The organism is Paenibacillus luteus, from assembly GCF_006542765.1.
Taxonomy (GTDB): domain Bacteria; phylum Bacillota; class Bacilli; order Paenibacillales; family Paenibacillaceae; genus Pristimantibacillus; species Pristimantibacillus luteus.
Window position 1 is genome coordinate 18875 of sequence record NZ_SKCD01000055.1, and the last position, 19000, is coordinate 37874.

Below are 19000 nucleotides of genomic sequence, written 5' to 3' on the forward strand. Positions count from 1 at the left end.
ACTTTTACGAGGTGAATGTGATGTACAAATCCATTATTATCGGAACCGGCCCTGCCGGACTAACAGCAGCAATTTATCTGGCCCGTGCGAACATGAGCCCGCTGATTATTGAAGGACCAGAACCGGGCGGACAATTGACAACGACTACTGAAGTTGAGAATTTTCCTGGTTTTCCGGAAGGCATTATGGGACCTGAGCTGATGACCAACATGCGCAAGCAAGCCGAGCGCTTTGGCGCTAAGTTCATTACCGGCTGGGTCAACAGCGTGGATATGTCCGAACGTCCATTCAAGCTCCAAGTGGAGGGTCATGGAGAGTTAGTTGGAGAGAGCATCATTATCTCTACTGGAGCTTCGGCTCGTTACCTAGGCATTCCCGGAGAGAAAGAAAATGTCGGTCGCGGCGTAAGCACATGCGCGACGTGTGACGGCTTCTTCTTCCGCGGCAAGAAGATTATCGTAGTGGGCGGCGGAGATTCGGCGATGGAGGAAGCAAATTTCCTTACGCGTTTCGCAAGCAACGTGGAGCTAGTTAACAGACGTGATGAGCTTCGCGCTTCCAAAATCATGCAAGACCGTGCTCGCGAGAATGAGAAAATCAGCTGGAGCCTAAACCGTACACCGGTTGAAGTCGTGGCTGGCGGCATGGGTGTTACAGGCTTGAAGGTTCGCGACAACGTAACGGGCGAAGAGGATGTTATTGAGACGGATGGCGTATTTATCGCGATCGGCCACACACCAAATACGAAGTTCCTGGCTGGTCAAATCGATACGGATGAGCATGGCTACATTGTAGTGAAACCAGGCACTTCCGAAACGAATATCCCTGGCGTATTCGCTTGCGGTGACGTACAAGACAGCAAATACCGCCAAGCGATTACAGCGGCGGGAAGCGGCTGTATGGCGGCGTTGGATTGCGAGAGATACCTAGAAGGCGCCATTGTTCATGACTGGAGCCAATCGCTTTAATCGTTTGCTTAGGCAGCATAAGATACAGAAGGGGGCTATACCTGCAGAGCGATATGCTTGACGGTATAGCCTTTTCAATAGCCAAGAGCCGCACATTTGCCCGAATTGCGCTATCTTGACCAGAGGGTTAAGGTCGCTTATAGTGTTACAGAGAAGATTAACATATTGATGAGGTGGACTAGTGATGTCTGAAAAGATTTACGTTGGAGTCGATGTCGGCGGGACTGCTATTAAGGTAGGCATTTGCAATGCGGAGGGACAATTGCTCCATACGTATGAAGGGCCGACGGAAGCGAGTAAAGGAACGGACACTATCCTTCAAAATATTGCAAAATATGCACAGCAGATCGTAATCGAATCTGATTTTGATTGGGAAAACGTTGATGGAGTTGGCGTTGGTATAGCCGGTTTCCTTGACATTCCGAACGGCATTGTCAAATTTGCGCCAAACCTGAAGATTGAAAACGTCCATTTGAAGGATTATTTGGAGCAAGAGCTGAATAAAACAGTAAAAGTAAATAATGATGCGAATGTTGCTGCACTCGGTGAAGCATGGGGCGGAGCAGGCAAAGGCATTGACCATTGCGTATGCTACACACTCGGCACAGGCGTAGGCGGCGGCATTATTATAGAAGGTAAGATTGTAGAGGGTTACATGGGTATGGCAGGCGAGCTTGGCCATATGGCTATTGTGCCTGATCTGGAAGCTATTCAGTGCGGATGTGGCAAAATAGGCTGCTTGGAGACCGTGTCCTCGGCTACGGGTATTATTCGCATGGCGAATGATGCAGTTGAGCGCGGCGATCGTACATCACTTGCGCAAGTGGAGAATATTATGGCTAAAGATGTTCTGGATGCGGCAAAAGCAGGCGATGAAGTCGCGACACGCATCGTGAATCGCGCAGCTTATTATTTGGGCAGATCGATGGCGATGATCGCAATTGTATTGAATCCACAATATTTCATCATTGGTGGCGGCGTGTCCAAAGCAGGCGATTTCCTATTTGACCAAATTCGCGAAGTATTCGAGAAGTACACCCAGGACCAAGCGAAGGAAAACGTGAAAATCGTTGCAGCAACGCTTGGCAACAATGCTGGCGTTGTTGGCGCAGCTGGTCTCATTCTAAGAGGATAGTTTAAGAGGCTATTAATACGAAGCAGGTTTGCTTACGCAAACCTAAGCGTATCCTTACGAAGTAGGTTTGCGAATGCAAACCTTGTAGGAGGTTTATTCATGGAAACGGCGGCAACAGTAGCGAAGCTTGTCATTATTACCGGGATGTCTGGCGCAGGCAAGACGATTGCTGTCCAAAGCCTGGAGGATCTCGGTTTTTTCTGCGTAGACAATTTACCACCCGTTCTTATTCCTAAATTTGCGGAGCTGATCGAGCAATCGAACGGTAAAATTGGAAATGTGGCGCTCGTGATAGATTTGCGCGGTCGTGAGTTTTTTACAGCATTGTCCGAGTCGCTTGCCTATATCAAGGAGCATTATACGCTCAGCTGTGAGATTCTATTTTTGGATGCCACGGATGCCGTGCTTGTTCAGCGTTACAAAGAGAGTCGGCGCCGACATCCGCTAGCACCTGAGGGCATGCCCCTCGAGGGAATAAAAAATGAGCGCCGACTGCTTGAGGATCTGAAAGGCTGGGCCTCGCAGGTTATTGATACGAGCATTTTGAAGCCGGCACATTTGAAGGAACGGATTATTTCCCATTTTACGAATCTTGAGCAAAACAGTCTATCGATCAACGTAACTTCCTTCGGCTTTAAATACGGCATTCCGATTGATGCTGACCTCATCTATGACGTCCGCTTTTTGCCCAATCCGCACTATGTCGAGCATTTGCGCCCGAATACCGGTCAAACCCCCGAAGTGTACGAATACGTCATGAAATGGCCTGAAACACAGCAGTTTTTAACCAAGCTGCTAGACATGCTCCAATTCCTTATTCCGCTTTACCGCAAGGAAGGGAAAAGTCAGGTTGTAATCGGCATCGGTTGTACGGGCGGAAAGCATCGATCCGTTGCTATATCCGAATATCTGGGACGCATGCTCGGCAGCAGTGATACGGAGCGAGTGCGTGTCACCCATCGCGATGCCGAACGTGACAAGCATTGACGGGGTGAGAGAATGCAGAGTAGACATAAGATACTGAGACGTCCGAAGATCGTCGTCATTGGCGGCGGTACCGGACTCTCGGTCATGCTTCGGGGGCTTAAGGAAAAGCCGCTTGATATTACGGCGATCGTTACGGTTGCTGATGACGGCGGCAGCTCCGGTATTTTGCGAAATGAGCTGCAGATACCGCCACCAGGCGATATTCGCAACGTGCTCATGGCCTTAGCCGATGCGGAGCCCTTGCTTACCGAGGTGCTGCAATACCGATTTAAGACAGTGCCAGGCCTTGCCGGACATAGTCTTGGCAATCTCATGCTCGCCGCGATGACGGATATTTCCGGTGATTTTGTTACCGGCATACGCGAGCTTAGCCGTGTTCTAGCCGTACGAGGGCGAGTGCTTCCAGCAGCAGGGCAGGCCATTGTTCTAAAAGCGGAAATGGAAGACGGTTCGTTTGTTACAGGCGAATCGATGATTCCGAAAGCAGGAAAGATTATTAAGCGAGTGTTTCTCGAACCTGCTGACGTGGAGCCGCTTCAAGAGGCGGTTGAGGCGATCGAGCAAGCAGATGCAATTCTGATCGGACCTGGCAGCTTGTATACGAGCATTATTCCTAATTTGCTTGTTCCCAAGCTAGCCAATGCCATCGTGGAATCGGAAGCGGTAAAGCTATTCGTTTGTAACGTCATGACACAACCAGGCGAAACCGATAATTATTCGGTTGGCGACCATCTGGATGCGATTCACGCTCATATCGGGCATCATCTGTTTGACTATGTTATCGTTAATGATGGGGAGATTCCGCCCCAAATCGAGAGTAAATACGCAGAACTTGGCGCAAAAGCGGTCCATTTGGACCTAGATGCCGTCACCCAGAAGGGTTATGAAGTCATTGCGGACCGACTTGTATTATTTCGTACGTTTCTTCGGCATGACGCCGAACGGTTAAGCCATCATATTTATAAATTAGTTGAGAACTGGATGTTACGAAAGAGGTGATACATCATGTCGTTTGCGGCACAAACAAAAAAAGAGCTGACTTTAATTGAAGCGGACAGTTGCTGTGAGGTCGCGGAATTATCTGCGCTCATACGAATGAATGGTTCGGTCAGCGTATCCAGCCGCAAAGTCGTTTTGGACATCTCAACGGAAAATGCTGCCATAGCCAGAAGGATTTATTCCCTGCTCAAAAAGCATTATGAGGTGCATGTCGAGCTGCTCGTCCGCAAAAAGATGAGGCTCAAAAAAAATAATGTGTATATCGTGCGTATTCCTGCCGGCGTTCAGGAAATACTGAGTGAACTTAAGATTGTTTCCGAGGGCTTTATGTTCAATCTTGGCATCGATAAAGAAATCATCCGCAAGCCATGCTGCAAACGGTCTTATTTGCGTGGAGCATTCCTTGCAGGCGGATCTGTTAATAATCCAGAAGGCTCCTCTTATCATCTTGAGATCTCGTCGATGTACCAGGAGCATTGCGAATCGTTAGTTGATCTTGCCAATAAATTCGATCTTAATGCCAGATGTATTGAACGAAAAAAAGGTTTTATCTTCTATATCAAAGAGGGCGAGAAAATTATCGAGCTCCTTAACATTATTGGCGCGCATCAAGCCTTGTTCAAATTTGAGGATGTCCGAATCATGCGTGATATGCGCAATTCGGTTAATCGCATAGTCAATTGCGAGACGGCGAACCTGAATAAGACGATCGGGGCGGCATTTCGGCAAATTGAGAACATTAAGCTGCTGCAGCGTGAGGTTGGACTGGATAGCTTGCCTGATAAGCTTAAGGAAGTTGCAGAAATTCGATTGCAGCATCCCGATATGAATTTGACAGAAGTCGGCGAAATGCTCAAGGGAAAGGTCAGCAAATCGGGTGTAAACCACCGTTTGCGCAAAATCGACGAACTTGCGGAAAAAATCCGCGGCGTCTGAGCTTTTTTCCTAGTGCATCAGCTGGTATAATGATATAATAATTCAAAATGACTTTATTTAAAAAGATAAGAATGCAAAGCATCAACGCAGACGCTCACTTATCTTTGACCGGGAAACGAGCTTTTGCAGCCAGAAGACGGTTAACAGAACCGTTAACGTTTGTGCCGCATGCTAATGATTGAGTAAAATATAGGGGGTATGGTTTCCATGACAAGGCTTCCGGTTGTTGTTCGTCTTAAGACGGGACTTCATGCAAGACCTGCAGCATTATTCGTACAAGAAGCGAACAAATTTTCCTCCGAAGTATTTGTAGAGAAAGACGACAAAAAAGTGAACGCAAAATCCATCATGGGTATTATGAGCTTGGCGATCAGCTCAGGCACTGAAGTATCCATTAGTGCAGAGGGTTCGGACGCAGAACAGGCTGTAAACGCTTTAGTCGCTTTAGTAAGCAAAGAAGAGCTGGAGAACCAATAATTCATTCGCAATTAAACAAAAGCCGTCCAAGGTCCTAGAGACCTAGGGTGGCTTTTTTTAATTTTATTGGCTGCTGTTGTAGGACTTTGGGTGAAAGGCAAGTTGTAAGTAGTACAGTCGGTGGTACTCTAATTTGGGGGTATATTGGGTCCCTGCTTGCTTAGGCTGACAGTTGGTATGACCAATAAACTTTCAGATGACTAATAATCATTCAGAGGTAAAACATCACGAACATTGACCCATACTATTGTAAATGAAATACTACATCTATAATTACCATTGTGAATCAATGATTGTGTACAACATAATTAGCATCGCACACACAACCTGAAATGTTTTTTCTATATAACACATCAAGCAACGTAAATAGCAAAGTTTTGATATCATCACATCCATTGCTACATACAACGCTCACTTAGCATCAGAGATGATTATTCAAATGTACCGCAAAAAGCAAAAACAGGGCATTCCCTTGGTCTATAAAGACCTTGGAAATGCCCCGTTTCGTGTGTGGCTGGTTAAGCAAGCTTCTCGATTACTTTATCGACCAAGCCGTATTCTTTGGCTTCGGCCGCGCTCATGAAGTAATCGCGGTCCGTGTCCTTCTCGATGCGCTCAAGCGATTGTCCGCTGCGCTCCGCAAGGATGCCGTTTAGTTTGTCGCGCATGCCGATGATGCGTTTCGCGCGGATAGCAATATCGCTCGCCTGTCCTTCTGCTCCGCCAAGCGGCTGGTGGATCATGACTTCGCTGTTCGGAAGCGCGTAGCGTTTGCCGATCGCGCCTGCCGTAAGCAGGAAAGCACCCATGGAAGCTGCCATGCCGACACAGATGGTGGAAACATCCGGTTTAATGTATTGCATCGTATCATAAATAGCCATGCCTGCCGTAATCGAACCGCCTGGGCTGTTAATATAAAGAGAAATGTCTTTCTCTGGGTCGTCTGCGGCCAGGAATAGCAATTGAGCGATGATGGAGTTGGCCACCACGTCGTTTACACCGGAACCTAGAAAAATAATGCGGTCTTTCAACAGGCGAGAGTAAATGTCATACGCACGCTCACCCCGATTGTTTTGCTCAATAACCATAGGAACGAAATTCATATCCAACGTAAGCCCCCTCCTCAATAAAACAATGAATGGTTAAATCGTATTCTCATAATAACGGATGAAAAAGCAAAAGTCAAAGATAGTCAAACAAGTCTTTTTTGGAACAAAAAAACCGTTCCAATGAATAGGAACGGTTCTTAAGTATCAATATAGGAGTTGCAAGCCGAGTCGGCTGAAAGTTTGTTGTGGCGCGCCCGCAAGGAATCGAACCTAGATCTCAGCCTTCGGAGGGCTGCGTCATATCCATTGGACCACGGGCGCAAAGTGTATAAGGTGTAGGTCAACAAGCTGAGAAGGCTAATGTTTCTGCGGACATTTATAGGAATGGTTTAATGATAAGTCAGTACCTTCCGCCATTTGAAAATAGTCGCAAAAATTATTATATGATAATTAAGTTTCTAAAGCAAGGGGAGTTGTAAAATTAAATTTGTGAAAAATGTGACCGTAATCGTTTTCACGGGCAAAACGGCTCTTGCTTCCTGCGCTTATTTCCGATAAAATAAAGGTGGGACTTGAAATGATACCGCGGGACATTATCAGTCCAGTGTAGGTTGAACCGAATACGCTATAGGCCGATGGAGTGAAGGATGAGAGATGCGTCAGATCGTTGAACTGCAGCAGCAGCTTGTACCGGATCTGCTCGACGTCATGAAGAAACGGTATTCGATATTGCATCGGGTGATGCTGTCGGATTTAATCGGGCGCCGTACGCTGGCGTCGGCATTATCGATGACGGAGCGAATGCTTCGGGCGGAGACCGATTTTCTGAAAACGCAGGGTCTGCTCGAGATTCATTCGGGGGGCATGCGAATTAGCGATTCAGGCAAGCAATTATTAGAACAGCTCGAACCCTTCTACAAAACGATGTTCGGTTTATTCGAACTGGAGGAAACGATCCGCAGCCATTACGGCTTGACGCAGGTCGTCATTGTAGCAGGTGATTCGGAGATCTCCGCACAGACGAAGCGAGAGCTGGGTCGTGCCGGAAGCCAAGTGCTCAGCAAGCTAATGCAGCCAAGCGATGTTGTGGCTGTTACAGGCGGAACGACCATCGCGCAGTTGTCGAGCCAGCTGAATAGCTCCTCGCAGCTCAACACGAACCTATTCGTACCGGCCAGAGGCGGCCTAGGAGAGAGCTTGGACTATCAGGCCAATACCATTGCTTCTATGATGGCAAAGCGCACAGGAGCGCAATACAGGCTTCTGCACGTACCTGATCATCTAGGGCAGGAAGCATTTTCCTCCATTATGCAGGAACCAAACATCAAGGAGATTGTGGATGTTATCCGCAGTGCTCGCATCGTTGTACATGGAATCGGGGATGCTATGGTGATGGCAAGGCGCAGGCGGCTGGATCAACAAATTATAGACGCCATGGAAGCGGAAGGTGCGCTCGCAGAATCATTCGGGTTTTATTTTGACCGGAAGGGCGCTGTTGTGCACAAAATGCAGACGGTGGGGTTACGGCTAGAGGATATTGTTAACACTGAAGTTGTTATCGGGGTTGCCGGCGGGAAGAGCAAAGGCGAAGCCATAGCGGCGATTATGCGCTTTGGGCATAACGATGTTCTTATCACAGACGAAGCAGCAGCTTTAGAGATGATAGCCTTAATCGAGCAAGAGAAAAGCAATACGGAATCATGATGATTTGCTATCAGCAGCTTATACGTAACTGGCAAAACATCTTGAAATATATAAAATAATCTTTTAAATCGCTTAGGAGGAAACAAAAATGGTAAAAGTTGGTATTAATGGTTTTGGTCGCATCGGCCGTAACGTATTCCGCGCAGCACTGAACAACCCTGATGTTCAAATCGTGGCAGTAAACGATCTTACGGATACTGCAACACTGGCACATCTTCTTAAATACGATACAACTCACGGTCAACTTGACGGTACTGTTGAAGCAAAAGAAGGCGCGCTTATCGTAAACGGACGCGAAATCAAAGTATTTGCAGAGCGCAACCCAGCTGACCTTCCTTGGGGCTCCGTAGGCGTTGAAATCGTAGTTGAATCCACTGGTATTTTCACAGCTAAAGAAAAAGCTGAGCTTCACTTGCAAGGCGGCGCTAAAAAAGTTATCATCTCCGCTCCAGCAACGAACGAAGATATTACAGTTGTTATCGGCGTTAACGAAGATAAATACGACGCTGCGGCACATACCATTATTTCCAACGCTTCTTGTACAACGAACTGCCTAGCGCCTTTCGCAAAAGTATTGAACGACAAATTCGGAATCGTTAAAGGTATGATGACTACTATTCACTCGTACACAAACGACCAATCCGTACTTGACGTTCCACACAAAGACTTGCGTCGTGCTCGTGCAGCTGCTGAGAACATCATTCCTTCTTCCACTGGCGCAGCGAAAGCTGTTGCACTTGTTCTTCCTGAGCTTAAAGGCAAATTGAACGGTATGGCTATGCGTGTTCCTACGCCTAACGTATCCGTAACTGACCTTGTTGCTGAGCTTAAAGTTAACGTAACGGTTGAAGAAGTTAACGCAGCATTGAAAGAAGCTGCTGACGGTCCTCTTAAAGGCATCTTGAACTACAACGAATTGCCGCTTGTTTCAAGCGACTACAATAGCGACCCTGCTTCTTCCACAATCGATGGTCTTTCGACTATGGTTGTTGAAGGCAACATGGTTAAAGTTATTTCTTGGTACGACAACGAGTGGGGCTACTCGAACCGCGTAGTTGATCTTGCTGCTTACATTGCTAGCAAAGGTCTGTAAGCAAAGAAGGCGGACGGACCGCGGCTTTCGCGCATGCGGAGCAGAGGTCTATGGTTTGCGGCTTCTAGAGTCGTGAATCATGAGGGCGTTTCTTCTTTGAAGGAACGCCCTTCTTTTTTTTGTCCTATATCTATACCGTTTCATACCAATTATCCGGGAGGTTTCATTGATGAATAAGAAAAGTGTACGTGATGTTGCAGAGCTGGCTGGTAAACGGGTATTTGTTCGCGTTGATTTCAACGTGCCGCTCGAAGATGGTAAAATTACAGATGACAAACGTATCCGCGAAACGCTTCCAACGATTAATTTCCTGATCGAAAAAGGAGCTAAAGTTATTCTTGCGAGTCACTTGGGCCGTCCGAACGGTCAAGTAGTAGAAGAGCTTCGCCATACGGCTTCCGCAGCTCGTCTATCCGAGCTTCTTGGCAAGCAAGTAACCAAAGCAGACGAGGCGATTGGCGAAGCAGTAGAAGCGCAAGTAGCGGCTTTGAACAACGGCGACGTATTGCTGCTTGAAAACGTACGTTTCTACGAAGGCGAAGAGAAGAACGATCCGGAATTGGCAAAAGCATTCGCTAAACTTGCTGACTTGTTCGTAAACGACGCTTTCGGCGCTGCTCACCGTGCGCATGCATCGACAGAAGGCATTGCTCATATTCTTCCAGCTGTATCTGGCCTTCTTATGGAGAGAGAGCTTGAAGTACTAGGCAAAGCATTGAACAACCCTGAGCGCCCTTTCACAGCAATCGTAGGGGGCTCCAAAGTAAAAGACAAAATCGCGGTTATCGACAAAATGCTTGAAATTGCCGACAACGTCATCATCGGCGGCGGCTTGTCTTATACCTTCTTCAAAGCACAAGGCCATGAAATCGGCAAATCGCTCGTAGACAACAGCAAGCTTGATCTTGCTCTAGAGTTCATCGAGAAAGCTAAAAAACTAGGCAAAAACTTCTTGATCCCTGTCGATATCGTAGTAACTGACGATTTCAGCGCTACGGCTAACACGCAAATCGTTGACGTAGACAGCATCCCTGCTGATTGGGAAGGCATTGACATCGGACCTAAAACACGCGAGCTTTATGCTGATGTGATCAAAAACTCCAAACTGGTTGTTTGGAACGGTCCGATGGGCGTATTTGAAATCGAGCCATTCTCGCATGGTACGCTAGCCGTTGCTAACGCATGTGCAGAAACAACAGGCTACACAGTGATCGGCGGCGGCGATTCCGCAGCAGCAGCTGAGAAATTCCATTTGGCTGATAAAATGGACTTCATCTCGACTGGCGGCGGCGCTTCCCTTGAGTTCATGGAAGGCAAAGTGCTTCCAGGCGTTGTAGCTCTTAACGATAAATAATAGCTTTACCCAAATAAAATAGTTTTGAGGAGGATTACGCATGAGCAACAGAAAACCGATTATCGCTGGTAACTGGAAAATGTTCAAAACAGTATCCGAGGCTGTCACTTTTTTCTCCGAAGTGAAAGGCAAAGCTGAGGTTGACGGTGTAGAGAGCGTGATTTGCGCACCTTACACAACGCTTCCGGCACTTGTTGAAGCAGCAAAAGGCACTTCGATTGCAATTGGAGCGCAAAACGTACACTTTGAAGACAACGGTGCATTCACAGGTGAAATTAGCGGCGTGATGCTGAAGGATCTTGGCGTGAAATACGTGATTATCGGCCACTCCGAGCGTCGCGCTTATTTTGCAGAATCCGATGAGATCGTGAACAAAAAGGTTCATGCTTCCTTCAAAAACGGCTTGCTGCCAATCGTCTGCGTAGGCGAGAAGCTGGAAGAGCGTGAAGCAGGACAAACGAAGGATGTTTGCAAAGTGCAAACGGAAGCGGCTTTCCAAGGCATTTCCGCAGCTCAAGCAGCTGAAGTTGTTGTTGCATATGAACCAATCTGGGCAATCGGAACGGGCAAATCTTCGACTTCCGAAGATGCACAGGACGTTATCGGATACATCCGCGGCGTAATTGCAGGCCTTTATGACCAAGCAACAGCAGACGCGGTTCGCATTCAATACGGCGGCAGTGTTAAGCCTAACAACGTTGCTGAATATATGGGTCAAGCGGACATCGACGGCGCACTTGTTGGCGGCGCGAGTCTAGAGCCTGCATCCTATATTGCACTGGTCGAGGGGGCCAAGTAATATGGCTTCTCCAAAACCTGTAGCGCTTATTATCCTTGACGGTTTCGGTTTGCGTGATGATGTTGTCGGCAATGCCGTAGCACAAGCAAACAAACCGAATTACGACCGTTACTGGTCTACTTACCCGCACACGACACTAACGGCTTCCGGCGAAGCCGTTGGCTTGCCGGAAGGTCAAATGGGCAACTCCGAAGTTGGCCATTTGAACATCGGCGCAGGCCGCATTGTGTATCAGGACTTGACGCGTATCAGCAAATCGATCCGTGATGGCGAGTTCTACGAGAATGAAACGATTCTTGGCGCAGTTCGTCATGTGAAAACAAACAGCAAGAAGCTTCACCTTTACGGCTTGCTCTCTGACGGCGGCGTACACAGCCATATTGAGCACTTGTTCGCTTTGCTGGATTTGGCAAAGAAAGAGGAGCTTGAGGAAGTGTATATCCATGCTTTCCTCGATGGCCGCGACGTGTCTCCAGACAGCGCCAAAGGTTACCTTGAGCGTCTGCAAGCGAAGATCGAAGAGGTTGGCGTAGGCCGCATCGCTACGGTTCAAGGCCGCTATTATGCGATGGACCGCGACAAGCGCTGGGAGCGTACTGAGAAATCCTATCGCGCCATGGTTTACGGCGAAGGCCCGCAATATTATGATCCGATTCAAGCGGTGGTTGAATCCTACGAGAAATCGGTTTATGATGAATTCGTTATGCCAACGGTCATTATAGACGGAGAAAACAAGCCAGTCGGCCTTGTAGAATCCGAGGATGCGGTTATTTTCTTCAATTTCCGCCCTGACCGCGCGATTCAATTGTCCCAAGTGTTTACGAATGAGGATTTCCGCGGCTTCGAGCGTGGCGAGAATCACCCGGTTAACTTGTATTTCGTCTGCTTGACGTTATTCAGTGAAACCGTAGGCGGATTCGTTGCGTATTCACCAAAGAACCTGGATAACACGCTTGGTGAAATTCTCGTGCAAAACAACAAGACACAACTGCGTACGGCTGAAACGGAAAAATATCCGCATGTTACGTTTTTCTTTAGCGGCGGACGCGATCATGAGCTTCCAGGCGAAACTCGCGTACTCATTAATTCCCCTAAGGTTGCAACGTACGACCTACAGCCGGAGATGAGCGCGTATGAGCTTGCCGCGTCTACGGTTCGCGAGATCGAATCAGACAAGCATGACGCGATTATTCTTAACTTCGCCAACCCTGATATGGTGGGGCACTCCGGCATGCTGGAGCCTACGATCAAGGCGGTAGAAGCGACAGACGAATGCCTGGGCAAAGTAGTGGAAGCGGTGCTTGCCAAAGGCGGCGTCTGCATCATTACGGCTGACCATGGTAACGCTGATATGGTATTTGACGAGAATGGCCGTCCGTTTACGGCGCATACGACAAATCCTGTTCCGCTTATCGTAACAAAAGCAGGCGAGACGCTTCGCGAAGGCGGCATTCTTGCCGACATCGCGCCTACGCTTCTTGAACTTCTTGAGCTGGCCAAACCGAAAGAAATGACAGGCGTTTCCTTAATTAACCCAAAATAAAACCTTAAAAGGAGTGTTTTCTCTCATGTCAATTATCGTTGATGTATACGCACGCGAAGTGCTGGATTCCCGCGGAAATCCAACAGTAGAAGTAGAGGTATCCCTTGAGTCTGGCGGCAAAGGCCGCGCAATCGTTCCATCCGGCGCTTCCACAGGCGCTTACGAGGCAGTTGAGCTTCGTGATGGCGACAAATCCCGTTACCTTGGCAAAGGCGTTTTGAAAGCCGTTGAAAATGTAAACACAGAAATCGCTCCTGAAATCATCGGTCTTGACGCTCTTGATCAAGTGGCTATCGACCGTAAAATGATCGAGCTAGATGGTACTCCTAACAAAGCAAAGCTTGGCGCTAACGCGATTCTTGCTGTATCGATGGCAGTCGCTCGCGCAGCTGCTGACGCTCTTGATGTGCCTCTTTACACTTACCTTGGCGGATTCAATGCTAAAGTGCTTCCAGTACCAATGATGAACATCATCAACGGCGGCGAGCACGCGGACAACAACATCGACGTTCAAGAATTCATGGTTCTTCCTGTCGGTGCTGAAAGCTTCAAAGAAGCGCTACGTATCGGCGCTGAAATCTTCCACAACCTGAAAGCTGTATTGCATGACAAAGGTCTTAACACAGCTGTTGGCGACGAAGGCGGCTTCGCTCCTAACCTTGGTTCGAACGAAGAAGCAATCACAACAATCATCTCTGCTATCGAGCGCGCAGGCTACAAGCCAGGCGTAGACGTATTCCTCGGTATGGATGTTGCTTCGACTGAATTTTTCAAAGACGGCAAATACGTGCTTGCAGGCGAAGGCAAATCGTTCACACCTGCTGAGTTCGTTGACCTTCTTGCTTCATGGGCTGACAAATACCCAATTATCACAATCGAAGATGGTTGCTCCGAAGACGATTGGGATGGTTGGAAATTGCTTACTGAGAAGCTTGGTGGCAAAGTACAGCTTGTTGGTGACGATCTATTCGTTACGAACACAGAGCGTCTTTCTGATGGTATCGATAAAGGCGTGGGCAACTCGATCTTGGTTAAAGTTAACCAAATCGGTTCGCTTACTGAAACTTTCGATGCAATCGAAATGGCAAAACGCGCTGGTTACACAGCAGTTATCTCTCACCGTTCAGGCGAGAGCGAAGACAGCACAATTGCTGATATCGCTGTTGCAACAAACGCTGGTCAAATCAAAACAGGCGCTCCGTCCCGTACGGACCGCGTTGCAAAATACAACCAATTACTTCGCATTGAGGACCAACTTGGTTCGACAGCTCAGTACGCGGGCAAATCGGCTTTCTACAACTTGAAAAACTTTAAATAATATGCGATATGCGTATAGGAAAGAAGGGTGTGCCCCAGGGCACACCCTTCTTTTTCTTAACAGGCATAGATCACTTGCAAACGTAGGACATTAAGAGCAGGAAAAGCATGAAACGATTAGGCGGTGTTCGGATGGCAAAACCAGTGATAGGCCTTCAATTGTATTCGGTTAGAGATCAGACAGAGATTGATTTTTTAGGCACACTGGAAAAGGTGGCGAAAATCGGCTATAAAGCAGTCGAATTTGCGGGTTATTTTAAAACGCCAGCCATTGAATTGAAAAGTAAACTTGAGGAGCTCGGTCTAACGGTCCCCTCTGTGCATGTACCCATTAACTTTAGTAATACTCAGCAGATGGAATCGGATTTTGCAGGACAGATCGAATATGCTAAAGAGTTGGGTGTTTCCTACATCATTACGCCGTGGGGGCCGCTGCCGGAGCAGCCAACCATGGATAATGTAAACTATTTAGTGGATGTGCTGACGAGATGCGGCAAGCAAGTGAAGGACGCGGGGATGAAATACGGTTATCATAATCATGATTTTGAATTTAAGTTAGTCGAAAAGCAGCCTGTCATTGATATTATTCTGAAGCAAGTGCCTGCGGAACTTATGGTGATGCAGTTTGATTTGGGCTGGTTGCACCTGGCTGGATATAAAGCAGCTGATTATTTACAAAAACATAAAGGAAGAGTGCCGCTCGTGCATCTCAAGGACTTTTCCAAAGGAAGAAAGGATGCAGAGATCGGAAAGGGCGAGGTTGGTTATGAACAGCTGTTAAGCACCGCCGATTTAAGCGGCATATCCTGCATGATTGTGGAACAGGAGCAGTTCGATTGCGGATCGCTTGAGAGCGCGGAAAACAATTATGCGTTTTTACAATCCCTTGGCTTTGCATAATGCTGGTATTATGGGTTGTCCTATTGTAATTTGTGCCCAGCTATGGTACACTCGATTTACGTGTTTTTACGGAGCTCCTATGCTGGAGGTGGAATAAATGGAAATCTTATTGAAGATCGTGCTCGTTATATTTTCTGTCGGCCTAATTGCTGTCGTATTGTTGCAAAAAGGTAAGAGTGCAGGTTTGTCCGGAGCAATCACGGGCGGCGCTGAGCACCTGTTCGGCAAACAGAAAGCGCGCGGTTTGGATTTGTTCTTGCAGCGTTTGACAGTTGTTCTTGCAGTTGGCTTCTTTATATTGGCGCTTGTTGTTTCTTACTTCGTAAAACAATAACTGACACACACGCAGAAAGCGAGGATATCCCTCGCTTTTTTTGTATTTTCAACAGATTCGCGGATGCGGGGCTTCCATTTCGTGTATACTACATGGTATATGGAAATCTATCAAACTGTCGCAAATGACGCCAGAGCGCATGGGCAGGTTTATGAGGAGAAAAAATTATAATGATCAACTACGAGCAGGAACTGCTTGATTTTATGAGAGAAACGGCTTATAAGCCGATGACGTACCAAGAGCTGGAGAAGCATTTTGGTATCGTAGATGCAGCGGAGTTTAAGGAGTTCCTTAAACTGCTGAATCAACTGGAGGACTCGGGAAAAATCATTCGTACGCCTAATGACCATTACGGCGTGCCGGAACGGATGAATTTGCTGCGCGGCAAGCTGCAATCGCATGCCAAAGGCTTTGGCTTTCTCATCCCGGATGAGAAGGACCACGGGGATGTGTATTTGCACGCCAATGATTTGCAGAGCGCGATGAATGGGGACACCATCCTCGTTCGTGTTACGACCAGAAGCGAGCATGGCGGTCGTATGGAGGGTGAGGTTGTGCGCATCGTTGAGCGCGCAGTCACACAAATTGTCGGAACGTTCGAGGATCACGATGTATATGCTTTCGTTGTGCCGGATGACAAGCGGATTAACCGGGATATTTTTATTCCGAAGGGTGGTTACCAAGGAGCTGTATCCGGCCAGAAGGTTGTCGTGAAAATCGTTTCCTATCCGGAAGGCCGTTCGGCGGCCGAAGGGGAAATTGTCGAAATTTTGGGACATAAGAATGATCCGGGCGTAGACATCCTGTCCATCATTCGCAAGCACCAGCTGCCTGAAGGCTTCCCTGAAGAAGTCATGGCCGAAGCGGAAGCCGCGCCTGACTCCATTACCGACGATGAGATTATCCAGCAGGGTAGACGCGACTTGCGCGGAGAGGTTATTGTGACGATTGATGGCGAGGACGCCAAGGACTTGGATGATGCGGTTCATGTGAAGCGCCTGGAGAACGGCAATTATTTGCTAGGGGTTCATATCGCTGACGTAGGCTATTATGTAAGAGAAAATTCGCAGCTCGATCAAGAAGCCTACCAGAGGGGCTGCAGCGTTTATTTGGTTGACCGCGTTATTCCGATGCTGCCTCACCGCTTATCGAACGGGATCTGCTCGCTCAATCCACAGGTTGATCGCCTGACGCTGTCATGCGAGATGGAATTTGATGCGGATACCCTAAAACGCGTGCGTCACGACGTTTTCACGAGCGTAATCCGTACGAAAGAGCGGATGACCTATACTAATGTGAAAAAAATACTGACGGCGAGCGTTGAGGAGCCGCAAACCGAGCTCAAAGAGCGTTATGCGGATTTGCTGGATACTTTTAGCCTGATGGAAGACCTTGCTATGCGACTTCGCTTGAAGCGGATGAAGCGCGGTGCGATCGATTTTGATTTTCAAGAGTCGAAGGTCATCGTAGATGACAATGGCAAAGCGGTAGATATTATTAAGCGCGAGCGGTCGGTAGCCGAGCAGATCATCGAGGAGTTCATGCTTGTTGCTAATGAAACGGTTGCTGAGCATTTCCACTGGCTTCGTGTTCCGTTCCTTTACCGAATTCACGAGGATCCTACCCAGGAAAAACTGCTGAACTTTGTGCAATTTGCAGCTAACTTTGGTTATACCGTTAAAGGCAAGGGCAACACGATTCATCCGAAGGCATTGCAGACGCTGCTTGAGGATATTCGTGGCACAAAGGAAGCGACTGTCATCTCAACGGTCATGCTTCGTTCCATGAAGCAGGCGAAATATGATGCGGAGAGCCTTGGTCATTTTGGCCTTGCGGCTGAGTTCTACTCCCATTTCACATCGCCAATTCGCCGCTATCCGGATCTGGTTATACACCGGGTCATTCGCGAGGTACTGGAAGGCAAAGGCCAACTGACCCAAGCTCGTCATGAGGCATTGACGGCAAGGATGCCGGAAATTGCGCAGCATTCCTCTGAACGGGAGCGCGTAGCGGTTGATGCTGAACGCGATACTGAGCAACTGAAGAAATGCGAATTCATGCTGGATAAGGTCGGCGAAGAGTTTGAAGGCATTATTAGCAGCGTAACGAGCTTCGGCATGTTCATTGAGCTAGACAATTCCGTTGAAGGCTTGATTCGACTGAGCGATATGTCGGACGACTATTACAACTTTCATGAGCAGCATATGATCTTGGTCGGCGAGCGCACTTCGAAAATATACCGAATTGGCGATGAGGTAAAGATACGTGTGACTCGTGTCAGCATGACGGAGCATACGATTGATTTTGAGCTTGTGGATATGAAGCCGCGCAGCGGCAAGGGCATTCCAAGCAGCTTCGGCGGCAAGAAGCGCGGTGGCTTCGGTGAACGCGCCGGAAGCAGTGATCGTGGCAATCGCGGTGGCAAAGGCCGCGGCGGAAGTTCGGATGGCCGAGGGCGTGGAGGCAATGGCCAAGGCGGTGCAGGTCGCGGAGGCAGCGGATCTGGTGCAAGCGCAGATGGCCGGAGTCGTGGAGGAAATGATCAGAGCAGCGCGGTTCGCGGAGGAAGCGGAGCTGGTGCAGGGCCGGATGGCCGGAGCCGTGGCGGGAATGAACAAAACGGCAAGGGCAGTACAGAGGGCCGGGGCGGCGCGAGCGCGGGCGGCCGCGGTGGCAAGGGTCGCGGCGGGAAAGGGCGGCGCGACAGCTTTAGCAGCGGAGTCGACCGCAGCGTAGTCGGCATTGTCGAGCAAGCCAACCCGTGGCGGATCGATGCCCCTGATAGCGGGCGCGGCGGCAAACGGCGCGGCCGGGGTGGCGCAGGCGAAGCCGGCGCTGACGTAAGCGGCGGCGGAAATGCGCCGGCGGAGCGTGGGCCAGGGCAAGAGGCGAATACGTCGCCGGGCCAAGGCAGTGAGCAGTCGCGCGCAGGCGGACGCGGCGGGCGCACGGATATGTGGGGCCTGCCCATCCGCAGCAGCGGCGGGCCAGGCGGCAATGGCCGCGGTGGAGCGGGGAAGTGGCGGAACGAGGGTAGCGGCGGCGCTCCGAAGCGGAAGCGTACTTCGGAGAGCGGTGTGTTTAACGGGGAGCAAAATGCTGCTGCTCCTATAGCAGAAGGCAGCGCTGCAAGCCCCGAGAAAAGCAAGCGGAAGAGGAAAAACAAGAGCGGTGGCAACGCTACAGCGGCCTTCGTTCGCAAAAACGGCAAATAGAAAATAATGGCGGCGATTTCCGTTCTGATACAGAATTGGAAGTCGCCGCGAACTGGGCAAAATGGGAAAATATATTTAAGCTCGTCACTTGCATTTTAATTCTGGGTATAGTACACTCTAATCAATCGATAATATGAACCTGAATTCACATATTGAAAAGGGTGTCATTATAGTCATGAAACCCTTTCCA

At 48.8% G+C, this 19000-nt stretch carries 16 protein-coding genes and 1 tRNA gene; 15 read left to right on the forward strand and 2 right to left on the reverse strand.

Annotation, left to right across the window (positions count from 1 at the left end):
• Positions 1 to 20 precede the first annotated feature (20 nt).
• The 6 genes from trxB (at position 21) to E0496_RS28820 (ending at position 5502) form a co-directional block, all read left to right on the forward strand.
• Positions 21 to 968 carry a thioredoxin-disulfide reductase gene (trxB, locus tag E0496_RS28795; protein WP_141505280.1) on the forward strand — a complete coding sequence of 316 codons (948 nt, stop codon included), beginning with the start codon at positions 21 to 23 and terminating at the stop codon, positions 966 to 968.
• A gap of 184 nt (positions 969 to 1152) precedes the next feature.
• A complete protein-coding gene (locus tag E0496_RS28800; RefSeq protein WP_141505281.1) occupies positions 1153 to 2103 on the forward strand; it encodes an ROK family glucokinase in 951 nt (316 codons plus the stop codon).
• Positions 2104 to 2202: 99 nt separating this feature from the next.
• Complete coding sequence (rapZ, locus tag E0496_RS28805; RefSeq protein ID WP_139993994.1) at positions 2203 to 3090, forward strand: RNase adapter RapZ; 888 nt, start codon at positions 2203 to 2205, stop codon at positions 3088 to 3090.
• A 12-nt stretch (positions 3091 to 3102) separates the two neighbouring features.
• The gene (locus E0496_RS28810; protein WP_139993996.1) at positions 3103 to 4089 is read left to right on the forward strand and encodes a gluconeogenesis factor YvcK family protein; all 987 of its coding nucleotides are present in this window, start codon (positions 3103 to 3105) and stop codon (positions 4087 to 4089) included.
• A gap of 6 nt (positions 4090 to 4095) precedes the next feature.
• Positions 4096 to 5025: a DNA-binding protein WhiA gene (whiA, locus tag E0496_RS28815; RefSeq protein ID WP_141505282.1), complete on the forward strand. Its 930-nt coding sequence runs from the start codon at positions 4096 to 4098 to the stop codon at positions 5023 to 5025.
• A gap of 207 nt (positions 5026 to 5232) precedes the next feature.
• Positions 5233 to 5502 (forward strand): HPr family phosphocarrier protein, encoded by a 270-nt coding sequence (locus E0496_RS28820; protein WP_028609180.1) that lies wholly within the window; start codon positions 5233 to 5235, stop codon positions 5500 to 5502.
• A gap of 518 nt (positions 5503 to 6020) precedes the next feature.
• Here the strand turns inward: E0496_RS28820 and clpP are convergent.
• A complete protein-coding gene (gene clpP, locus E0496_RS28825) occupies positions 6021 to 6605 on the reverse strand; it encodes an ATP-dependent Clp endopeptidase proteolytic subunit ClpP (protein WP_169091151.1) in 585 nt (194 codons plus the stop codon).
• A 192-nt stretch (positions 6606 to 6797) separates the two neighbouring features.
• Positions 6798 to 6872 (reverse strand) — tRNA-Arg (locus tag E0496_RS28830).
• 333 nt (positions 6873 to 7205) lie between these two features.
• Between E0496_RS28830 and E0496_RS28835 the strand changes: the two genes are divergently transcribed.
• From E0496_RS28835 to rnr, 9 genes are all read left to right on the forward strand, one after another.
• Positions 7206 to 8255: a sugar-binding transcriptional regulator gene (locus E0496_RS28835; RefSeq protein WP_141505283.1), complete on the forward strand. Its 1050-nt coding sequence runs from the start codon at positions 7206 to 7208 to the stop codon at positions 8253 to 8255.
• A gap of 88 nt (positions 8256 to 8343) precedes the next feature.
• The gene (gene gap, locus E0496_RS28840) at positions 8344 to 9348 is read left to right on the forward strand and encodes a type I glyceraldehyde-3-phosphate dehydrogenase (protein ID WP_076270744.1); all 1005 of its coding nucleotides are present in this window, start codon (positions 8344 to 8346) and stop codon (positions 9346 to 9348) included.
• Between the two features lie 169 nt (positions 9349 to 9517).
• On the forward strand, positions 9518 to 10702 hold the full coding sequence (locus E0496_RS28845; protein ID WP_141505284.1) for a phosphoglycerate kinase: 1185 nt from the start codon (positions 9518 to 9520) through the stop codon (positions 10700 to 10702).
• A 40-nt stretch (positions 10703 to 10742) separates the two neighbouring features.
• Positions 10743 to 11501 (forward strand): triose-phosphate isomerase, encoded by a 759-nt coding sequence (tpiA, locus tag E0496_RS28850; RefSeq protein WP_141505285.1) that lies wholly within the window; start codon positions 10743 to 10745, stop codon positions 11499 to 11501.
• Position 11502: 1 nt separating this feature from the next.
• Positions 11503 to 13044, forward strand: a complete 1542-nt coding sequence (gene gpmI, locus E0496_RS28855) for a 2,3-bisphosphoglycerate-independent phosphoglycerate mutase (protein ID WP_141505286.1) — start codon at positions 11503 to 11505, stop codon at positions 13042 to 13044.
• Between the two features lie 25 nt (positions 13045 to 13069).
• Positions 13070 to 14362, forward strand: coding sequence for a phosphopyruvate hydratase (eno, locus tag E0496_RS28860; protein ID WP_138756339.1), 1293 nt, complete (start codon positions 13070 to 13072; stop codon positions 14360 to 14362).
• A gap of 131 nt (positions 14363 to 14493) precedes the next feature.
• Positions 14494 to 15261, forward strand: coding sequence for a sugar phosphate isomerase/epimerase family protein (locus E0496_RS28865; protein WP_141505287.1), 768 nt, complete (start codon positions 14494 to 14496; stop codon positions 15259 to 15261).
• Between the two features lie 97 nt (positions 15262 to 15358).
• Positions 15359 to 15595 (forward strand): preprotein translocase subunit SecG, encoded by a 237-nt coding sequence (gene secG, locus E0496_RS28870; protein ID WP_053373228.1) that lies wholly within the window; start codon positions 15359 to 15361, stop codon positions 15593 to 15595.
• 170 nt (positions 15596 to 15765) lie between these two features.
• Positions 15766 to 18810, forward strand: a complete 3045-nt coding sequence (gene rnr / locus E0496_RS28875; protein ID WP_141505288.1) for a ribonuclease R — start codon at positions 15766 to 15768, stop codon at positions 18808 to 18810.
• Positions 18811 to 19000: the final 190 nt, after the last annotated feature.